At 68.7% G+C, this 8274-nt stretch carries 7 protein-coding genes and 1 tRNA gene; 6 read left to right on the top strand and 2 right to left on the bottom strand.

Annotated features, from left to right (window positions below; all coding sequences use genetic code 11):
* The coding region (locus Q0066_RS15860; RefSeq protein ID WP_298134752.1) for a hypothetical protein at positions 1-230 on the top strand (230 nt) is incomplete at its 5' end.
* Between the two features lie 61 nt (positions 231-291).
* On the opposite strand, the gene Q0066_RS15855 is transcribed toward Q0066_RS15860, so the two are convergent.
* Positions 292-365, bottom strand: a tRNA-Gly gene (locus tag Q0066_RS15855).
* 131 nt (positions 366-496) lie between these two features.
* Between Q0066_RS15855 and Q0066_RS15850 the strand changes: the two genes are divergently transcribed.
* The 3 genes from Q0066_RS15850 (at position 497) to Q0066_RS15840 (ending at position 2671) form a co-directional block, all read left to right on the top strand.
* Positions 497-1027 carry a GNAT family N-acetyltransferase gene (locus Q0066_RS15850; RefSeq protein WP_298134751.1) on the top strand — a complete coding sequence of 177 codons (531 nt, stop codon included), beginning with the start codon at positions 497-499 and terminating at the stop codon, positions 1025-1027.
* 121 nt (positions 1028-1148) lie between these two features.
* Positions 1149-1784, top strand: coding sequence for a carboxymuconolactone decarboxylase family protein (locus Q0066_RS15845; protein WP_298134750.1), 636 nt, complete (start codon positions 1149-1151; stop codon positions 1782-1784).
* Positions 1781-2671 carry an RNA polymerase sigma-70 factor gene (locus tag Q0066_RS15840; protein WP_298134749.1) on the top strand — a complete coding sequence of 297 codons (891 nt, stop codon included), beginning with the start codon at positions 1781-1783 and terminating at the stop codon, positions 2669-2671. The genes Q0066_RS15845 and Q0066_RS15840 overlap by 4 nt, the downstream gene beginning before the upstream one ends.
* Here the strand turns inward: Q0066_RS15840 and Q0066_RS15835 are convergent.
* On the bottom strand, positions 2668-3168 hold the full coding sequence (locus Q0066_RS15835; protein WP_298134747.1) for a MarR family winged helix-turn-helix transcriptional regulator: 501 nt from the start codon (positions 3166-3168) through the stop codon (positions 2668-2670). The genes Q0066_RS15840 and Q0066_RS15835 overlap by 4 nt on opposite strands.
* 107 nt (positions 3169-3275) lie before the next feature.
* Between Q0066_RS15835 and Q0066_RS15830 the strand changes: the two genes are divergently transcribed.
* Together Q0066_RS15830 and Q0066_RS15825 are read left to right on the top strand one after the other, a co-directional pair.
* Positions 3276-6905 carry an efflux RND transporter permease subunit gene (locus tag Q0066_RS15830; protein WP_298134746.1) on the top strand — a complete coding sequence of 1210 codons (3630 nt, stop codon included), beginning with the start codon at positions 3276-3278 and terminating at the stop codon, positions 6903-6905.
* Between the two features lie 251 nt (positions 6906-7156).
* Positions 7157-8170 (top strand): zinc-dependent alcohol dehydrogenase family protein, encoded by a 1014-nt coding sequence (locus Q0066_RS15825; protein WP_298134744.1) that lies wholly within the window; start codon positions 7157-7159, stop codon positions 8168-8170.
* The last annotated feature ends 104 nt before the right edge of the window (positions 8171-8274 follow it).

Below are 8274 nucleotides of genomic sequence, written 5' to 3'. Positions count from 1 at the left end.
CATGCCCTTCCGGCGCGGCGTGGGACGTTCAGGTTCTCCGAGACCGGAATCGGCGCTGGCTGGTCCTCACCGGATCCCAGATCTGGTATCTCTTCGACGGACACGACGAGACAGGCTCCGGGCAGCCCCTCCCGTGGTACACGGGGGAACTCGTCCTCCTCGGATGGGTGGCGACCAGCGCTCTGATCACGTTGGCGGCATTCGAGGTCATGGCCCGGCTCGGCGGCTGACCATCTCGAACTCGGCGACTCGTCGACCCCCACGTTCAAGGGAATCAGGCCCATGGGGAGCTGGAGCGGATGACGGGAATCGAACCCGCATGACCAGCTTGGAAGGCTGGGGCTCTGCCATTGAGCTACATCCGCAAGGAGCACCAGCGTAGCGGTCACCGTGTGCTGGTTCATAAACCGGCTCGTCCGGCGGTATTGGACGACCGGACGCGGAGCCGAGTTCCGGGGTCGACGACGGTTTGCCGGGCGGCGTAGCGTCGGTGAATGTGAATGATCCGGAGTTGCGACGCCTGCGTGTCGAGGACGCTCCGGACGTGCTGGCCGCCTTCACCCGGGCGTCCGATATGGCTCGGCAGGGCGAGGTGAAGGACCTGCGCAGCGCCATCACCTATGTGGAGGGGCTCACCGAACTCGCCGGTCCGCATCTTGCCTTCGCGGTGGTGTACCAGGGCCGGGTGGTGGGCGTGGTCGGCGTGACCGTCGACAGCGGGAACCGCAACGGCTGGTTCTGGTACTGGATGCATGCCGCGTTCCGCGGGCGGGGCTGGACGTCACGCGCGGCCGCCACGATCGCCGACTGGGCGCTCGGTGAGGGTGGCTTGCACCGGCTCGAACTCGGGCACCGGGTGAACAACCCCTCCTCCGGCTCCGTGGCTCGGGCCGCCGGGTTCGTCCAGGAAGGTCTCGAGCGCAGCAAGCTGCTGATCGACGGGGAGCGGCTGGACGTCGTCGCCTACAGCAGGCTGCCGGGCGATCCGCTGCCGGTCGTTGCGCGGCTTCGACTGACGGCCGACTGAGGATGCGCCCAGCAGCGGCTTCGACAAGCTCGACCGACACAGGGCCGACGAAGGGCCGAACTCCAGCAACAGAATCTGGCCGAGGGTGTCACATCGGGCGCGCCCGCGGTGTCCCATGGGTATGAGCACCACACAGCACACCGTTCGGCCGCCCCTTGCCGTCGCCCCGGGCCTCGGCACCGAGTGGCGGGCCCGCCAGAGGCTCGCCCGGGTATCCATCGATCCTCCACCCGGGCCGTTCGGCAGACTGCTGACCTGGGTGGCGCGCCGGATGTACGGCCAGCCGCTGGACAACGCCAACGCCATGGCGCGCAACCGCCGCGTGCTTCTCGCCACCTTCGCCTACGAGCGACGGGTGGCGAGGTTCAACCAGCTCGATCCGGGGCTCCGGGCGCTGGCGACCATGGCTGCCGCCGCCGAGATCGGCTGCGCCTGGTGCATCGACTTCGGCTACCACCTGGCCCACGACGACGGCATCGACCTGGCGAAGCTGGCGGCGATCCCGACCTGGCGGGACGCCGAGAACCTGACCGAGCTGGAGAAGCAGGTGGTCGAGTTCGCGGTCGCCGCCACCCGGACGCCGTCCGAGGTCACCGATCAGCTGGTCGCCCGGCTGCGGACCGCGCTCGGTGAGGCGGCCCTGATCGAGCTGGCGATGATCGTCGCCATCGAGAATCAGCGGTCGCGGTTCAACTCGGCGCTGGGCCTGGTCTCCCAGGGCTTCTCGGCGAGCTGTCAACTACCGTCGACGGAATGAACGACGACGACGTCGCGGTCTTCGACCGACACCGGTCGCTGCTGTTCACGCTCGCCTACGAACTGCTCGGCTCGGTGGCGGACGCCGAGGACATGGTGCAGGACGCCTACCTGCGCTGGTCGGGCCGTCCGGCCGGGCCGGTGGAGAACCCGCGTGCCTACCTCGCTCGGGTCGTCACCCGCTTGTCGCTCAATCGGCTGCGGACGCTGGCCCGGCGACGTGAGGACTACGTCGGCCCCTGGCTGCCGGAACCGTTGCTCACCTCGCCCGACGTCGCCGACGACGTGGTGCTGGCCGATTCGGTCTCGCTCGCCCTGCTGGTCGTCCTGGAATCGCTCGGCCCCCGGGAACGCGCCGTCTTCGTGCTGCGCGAGGTGTTCGGCTACAGCCACGACGAGATCGCCCGGGCGATCGGCAGCACCGCGGCCGCCGTCCGGCAGCTGGCGCATCGGGCCCGTCAGCATGTCGAGGCCCGCCGGCCACGGTTCGCCACCGACGAGGCGACGGCCGAGCGGGTGAGGGCCGAGTTCACGCACACAACACTGACCGGAGACCTGCAAGGCCTGATGGACGTGCTGGCACCCGACGTGGTGCTGCTCTCCGACGGCGGCGGCCTGGTCAGCGCGGCGCGACGTCCGATTCGGGGCGCCGACCCGGTGGCCCGCTTCCTGCTCGGCGTCGTGGCGAAGGCCGGCGACGGTGCGATCGCCTCGCAACTGGAACGCGCCGTCGTCAACGGGTGGCCGGGGTGGCTCACCCGTGCCGGCGAGCAGGTGACGTCCGCCATTCAGGTGGTGGTCGCCGACGGGCGCATCACCCAGATCCTGATGGTCAACAATCCGGAGAAGCTGGATGCCCTCACCCGGGCGCGTCGGCTGAGCCGCTAGTAGTCGCTAGAGGGGGTCCCGGCGGCACGCTCGGCTACCCGGTCGAGGGCGACGAGCATCGTCCGGGCGCTCTGGCAGAGCACCTCCAGTTCGTCGGCGGACAGCACCTGCAGCACGACGCCCAGCATCCGCTCGAACATCGAGTCCATCTGGCGCATCAGGTCGCGACCCGCCTCGGTCGGGTGCAGCCGGCGGATCCGCCGATCGTCGGCGTCGTCGATGCGAGCGATCAGGCCCTTCTCAACCAGGCGTTCCACCAAGCCGCTCGCAGTCGGCGCGCTGACCCCCAGCAGCCCGCCCAGCTCATTGCCGGAGATGCCCGGACGCCGGACAACCTGCCCTAGGACCCGGAACTGTTGCATGGTGAGGTCCGGAGGGGGCAGCATCGGCCCGACCATGCCGATCGCCCGGTCGTGGACCTGCATGTTCAACTCGATCAGGTCGGCGGCCAGCGCTGCCCGCTCCGGTTCGAGTCCGAACGACTGGGGTGAGCGCACCAGGAATCGCTTTCGTCCGTACGAATAGTTAGAGCTATGCTAACCGACGTGACCCGCTCCGGTCACCTGTTCCGCCCGGGCTCCGGGAGGCCGACGAAGGGGAATCCGTGCTCCGCCTGACCAAGCTCAGCCTCGCCCATCGCACTGTGGTGTTGCTGCTCAGCCTGCTCACCATCGGCCTGGGGGTCTACTCCACCACCGCACTCAAGCAAGAGTTGATCCCCTCCATCGACGTGCCCCGGGGCAGCGTGGTGACGGTCTACGCCGGCGCCGCACCGGACGTCGTGGAGGCCCAGGTCTCCAAGCCCATCGAGGGCGCGGTGAAGGCGGTGGACGGCGTCACCGACGTCACCTCGACCAGCTCCAGCGGCGTCTCCCAGGTCTCGGTGCAATGGGACTACGGACTGTCCGCCGACGACATGGCCAACAAGCTGCGCAGCGCGATCGACTCGATCGCCGCCACCCTGCCGAACGACGTCGACCCCCGGGTGATGACCGGCGGCACCGACGACATCCCGGTGGTGCTGCTCGCCCTCTCCTCCGACCAGGACCTGAACACGCTGTCCCAGCACGTGACCGACACCGTTGTTCCCGAACTGAAGGGGCTGGCCGGCGTCCGCGACGTCGCGGTCTCGGGCAAGGAGGAGCACGAGGTCGTCATCACCTACAAGCAGTCGCAGCTGGAGAAGTACGGCGTCGACCCCACCATCATCGGCCAGATGTTCGCCGCGAACTCGACCGCGATCCCGTCCGGCACCATGCGCACCGACACCGCCAACCTCGACGTGCAGACCGGCACCACCTACTCGACCTCTGAGCAGATCGCCGACCTGATGGTGCAGGGCACCGATGGCCCGGTGCGGCTCAGCAAGCTCGCCACGGTCAAGGAGCAGCCGGTCGAGAAGACCAGCATCTCCCGGGTGGACGGCCGCACCTCGCTGACCCTGTCGGTCACCAAGACCCCGGAGGCCAACACCGTCACCGTCGCTCACGAGATCAACGCCAAGCTCCCCGACCTGGAGCGCTCGCTCGGCAACAACGCCCGCTTCGTGACCGTCTTCGACCAGGCCCCCTACATCGAGCAGTCCGTCCACGACCTGACCGTCGAGGGCGGCATCGGCCTGGCCATGGCCGTCTTCGTGATCCTGCTGTTCCTGCGCTCGCTGCGGCCGACGCTGATCACCGCGATCTCGATTCCGTTGTCGCTGCTGATCGCGCTGATCGGTCTGTGGGTCGGCGGATTCACCCTGAACATCCTCACCCTGGCCGCACTGACGGTGGCCATCGGGCGGGTCGTCGACGACTCGATCGTGGTGATCGAGAACATCAAACGGCACCAGAGTTACGGCGAGTTCGGACGCCGGTCGATCACCAACGCCGTCCGAGAGGTGGCCGGCGCGGTGACCTCGTCGACCCTGACCACCGTCGCGGTGTTCCTGCCGATCGGGCTGGTCGGCGGGCAGGCCGGTGAGATCTTCCGTCCGTTCGCCGTCGCCGCCGTGGTGGCCCTGCTCGCCTCGCTGGTCGTGTCGCTGACCGTCATTCCGGTCTTCGCATCCTGGTTCATGAGGCCCACCGCCAAGCAGCAGCGGCGGTCCGCAGAGCAGGCCGCGGCAGCCGAGGAGAAGGACACCTGGCTGCAGAAGGGCTACCTGCCGGTGCTGAACTGGAGCCTGGCCCACCGCTGGCTCACCCTGCTGATCGCAGTGGGCATCTTCGCCGGAACGATCGCGCTGGTGCCCCGGCTGAAGACCGACTTCATCGGCAGCATGGGCAGCGAGAGCCTGGCGATCACCCAGGAACTGCCCTCGGGCACCAGTCTCGAGCAGACCGATCAGGCCGCCAAGGAGATCGAGCAACTGCTGAGCAACGATCCCGATGTGCAGACCTATTCGACGACCATCGGCGGTGCCTCCTCGACGGTGTTCCTGGCAGCGCCCTCCGATACCAACAAGGCCACCTTCACTGTGCCGCTCAAGGCGGATGCCACGGCGTCGGTGACCGCGGACCGGCTGCGCAAGGAGATCGCCGGACTCGGCTCCGACGTCGGAACGGTGGAGGTCTCGATCGGCACCGGGAACGAAGCGACCAGCGTCGTGGTCTACGTCGAGAGTTCCGATCCCGACCAACTGCAGGCCGCCAACGACAAGGTGGCGGCGATGATGGAGGGCGTCCCGGGGGTGACTAACGTCACCAGCGACCTGGCTGACGCCCGCGACATGCTGGCCGTCACCGTGAACGACTCGAAAGCGGCCGATCTGGGCATGACCCAGGCCTCGATCGGGCAGGCCGTCGCCCGCTCCGTGCGCGGCCAGCTGATCGGCACCCTGGCTCAGGGCGACACGACGCTGAACGTCTACCTGCGCTCACAGAAGCCGGTACAGAGCATCGACGAACTCCGCGGGATCAAGCTGCCGGTCACCCAGGTGATGAACGGCAACGCCAAATCGGACGCCGCCGACAAGGTGCAGGCCCGTTCGGACAGGCTCGCCGCCGACTCGAAGCGGGACGCCGCCAAGGCCTACAACGACCAGGTGGCCGAGATGAAGAAGGGCCGCCGGCAGGCCGCCAAGGCCCAGGCCAATCTGACCAAGCAGCTGGACAGTGCGAAGAAGAAGCTGTCGTCGCTGCAGAAGCAGCTGGCGACCGCGCAGAAGCAGCTGGCGACGATCTGCCCCACCGACCCCACCAACCCGATCTGCGCCCCCCTGCCGGCCACCATCTACGGCCTCACCCAGCAGGTGTCGGGAGCGGCAGCACAGGTCGCCCAGATCGGTGCCGCCCAGGCCCAGGCCAAGTCGGGCGTGAAGCAGATCGACCAGCAGCTGGATGCCGCGTCCGAGCAGCGGACGAAGTCGCTGGAGGCCCAGGCCAAGCAGGAGGCGATCCAGGACGCCAGCAAGGCCGCCGCCGACGCCACCGCCGACCCCGTCCGGCTCGATCAGGTGGCGAAGGTGAAGCTGGTGCAGGCGCCGTCGACGATCACCCGGGTGAACGGCATCCGCGCCGCGACCATCTCGGGCAGTTCGGAGTCCTCCGACCTGGGCGCCACGACGGCTGCGATCACCGCCGGCATCGCCTCGCTGGATCTGCCGCAGGGTGTGACCGTACGGATCGGCGGCGTCTCCCAGCAGCAGGCCGAGTCGTTCGCCCAGCTCGGCCTGGCGATGGTGGTCGCCGTGGCCGTGGTGTACCTGATCATGGTGGCCACCTTCGGCTCGCTGCTGCAGCCGATGATCCTGCTGGTGTCGATTCCGTTCGCCGCCACCGGCGCGCTCGGATTGTCGTTGATCACCGACACCGCCCTAGGCATCCCGAGCATGATCGGCCTGCTGATGCTGATCGGCATCGTGGTGACCAACGCGATCGTGCTGATCGACCTGATCAACCAGAAACGGAAATCGGGCTCGAACATCGAGCAGTCGATCGCCGCCGGCGCGCGATTGCGTGTCCGGCCGATCGTGATGACCGCGCTGGCGACCATCTTCGCCCTGGTGCCGATGGCGCTGGGCCTGACCGGTGGCGGCGTGTTCATCTCCAAGCCGTTGGCCATCGTGGTGATCGGCGGCCTGGTGTCGTCCACCCTGCTGACGCTGATCCTGGTGCCGGTGCTCTACGACCTGCTGGAGAACTGGCGGCAGAACGGGCGGAACAAGCGCCAGGCTCGTCGGGTCGCTCGGGACAGCCGGGACGTGCCGGGCGACGAGGCGTCCGCGCAAGCAGCGGCGCAGGGCTGAAACAGCGATCGGGATCGGGCACCGTCCGAGGTCCGATCCTGATGTTTCGGATGCGCGCGGCTCCCCCTTCCACGAGGGAGTAGGGGACGGTTCTTTTCGTTCCGCTGGCGGCGAGAGCGGTACGGAAAGAACCGTCCCCGCGTGCCACGCCGGCCAAAAACATGGCTCTCTCGGTGAGAGCCGTCCCGAGGGTCTGAAAGAAGCCCTGTCAGGGCCTCCCATCACGGCCTCCGATGTAGTGAGCTAGAGCCATGTACGGAGCAGTCATTCATGCAGCCGGCGACGTCCGCTTCGAGGAGCGCGCCGATCCGGAGATCCTCGAGCCCACGGACGCCGTCGTGCGCACCGTCGCCACCTGCGTCTGTGGGTCGGACCTGTGGCGCCACCGCGGCATCGCGCCGGTGCCCCGGCCGACGCCGATCGGCCACGAGTTCTGCGGTGTCGTCGAGCAGGTCGGTGACGCTGTCACCACAGTCAGGCCGGGCGACTTCGTGGTCGGCGGGTTCAACCCCGGCGACAACACCTGCCCGGTGTGCCGCAAGGGCGCCCAGGCGAACTGCCTCAACGGCGCCCACTACGCCGGATGCCAGGCCGAGAAGATCCGGATCCCGTTCGCCGACGGCACGCTCGTGGTCACCCCCGGCGTGCCCACCGAGGCGCAACTGCCGGCGATCCTGACACTCTCGGACGTGATGTGCACCGGCTGGCACGCAGCGGTCAGCGCCGGCGTCGGTCCGGACACCAGCGTCGCGGTGGTCGGCGATGGTGCGGTCGGGCTGTGCGCCGTCCTGGCCGCCGCGCAACTCGGGGCGCCGACGATCATCGCGATGAGCAGGCACGCCGACCGGCAGGCACTGGCCCGCGGGTTCGGCGCGACCCACATCGTCGCCGAACGGGACGAGGCCGGCGCCGAGGCGGTCAAGAAGCTCACCGACGGGATCGGCGCCGACTGCGTCCTGGAGTGTGTCGGCACCGAGGGCTCCCGGCTGCAGGCGATCGCCAGCGTCCGGGCCGGCGGCAACATCGGCCTGGTCGGCGTCCCGCACGGCGATCTGCCGGTCAACGAGCTGTTCTGGCGCAACGTCGGCATCAAGGGTGGTCCGGCACACTGCCGGGCCTACCTGCCTCAGCTGCTCGACCTGGTCTGGAGCGGCGCGATCGATCCCGGACCGGTGTTCGACCTGCAACTGCCACTGTCCGAGGTCGCCGAAGCCTATGCCGCGATGGATTCCCGCCGGGCGATCAAGGTCATGCTGCGGCCCTGAGCCGAGGACGCGCAGGACGACCCGACAAGCCATGGCCGGGCGTCCTCGCGAGTCCGGTGCAGCCTCTGGGGCGAGGACCGCCAGGGCAGGTGCGGCGTAACGTG

Origin of the sequence: Micropruina sp. (genome assembly GCF_027492755.1) — a bacterium.
Lineage (GTDB): Bacteria > Actinomycetota > Actinomycetes > Propionibacteriales > Propionibacteriaceae > Micropruina.
Note: the sequence above shows the minus strand (reverse complement) of the source record. Positions and strands in the feature narration are given on the sequence as shown.

Coding starts and splice junctions, on each gene's coding strand:
- Q0066_RS15845 (WP_298134750.1), top strand. CDS start 1,149: ATGAGCACCACACAGCACACCGTTCGGCCGCCCCTTGCCGTCGCCCCG.
- Q0066_RS15825 (WP_298134744.1), top strand. CDS start 7,157: ATGTACGGAGCAGTCATTCATGCAGCCGGCGACGTCCGCTTCGAGGAG.
- Q0066_RS15840 (WP_298134749.1), top strand. CDS start 1,781: ATGAACGACGACGACGTCGCGGTCTTCGACCGACACCGGTCGCTGCTG.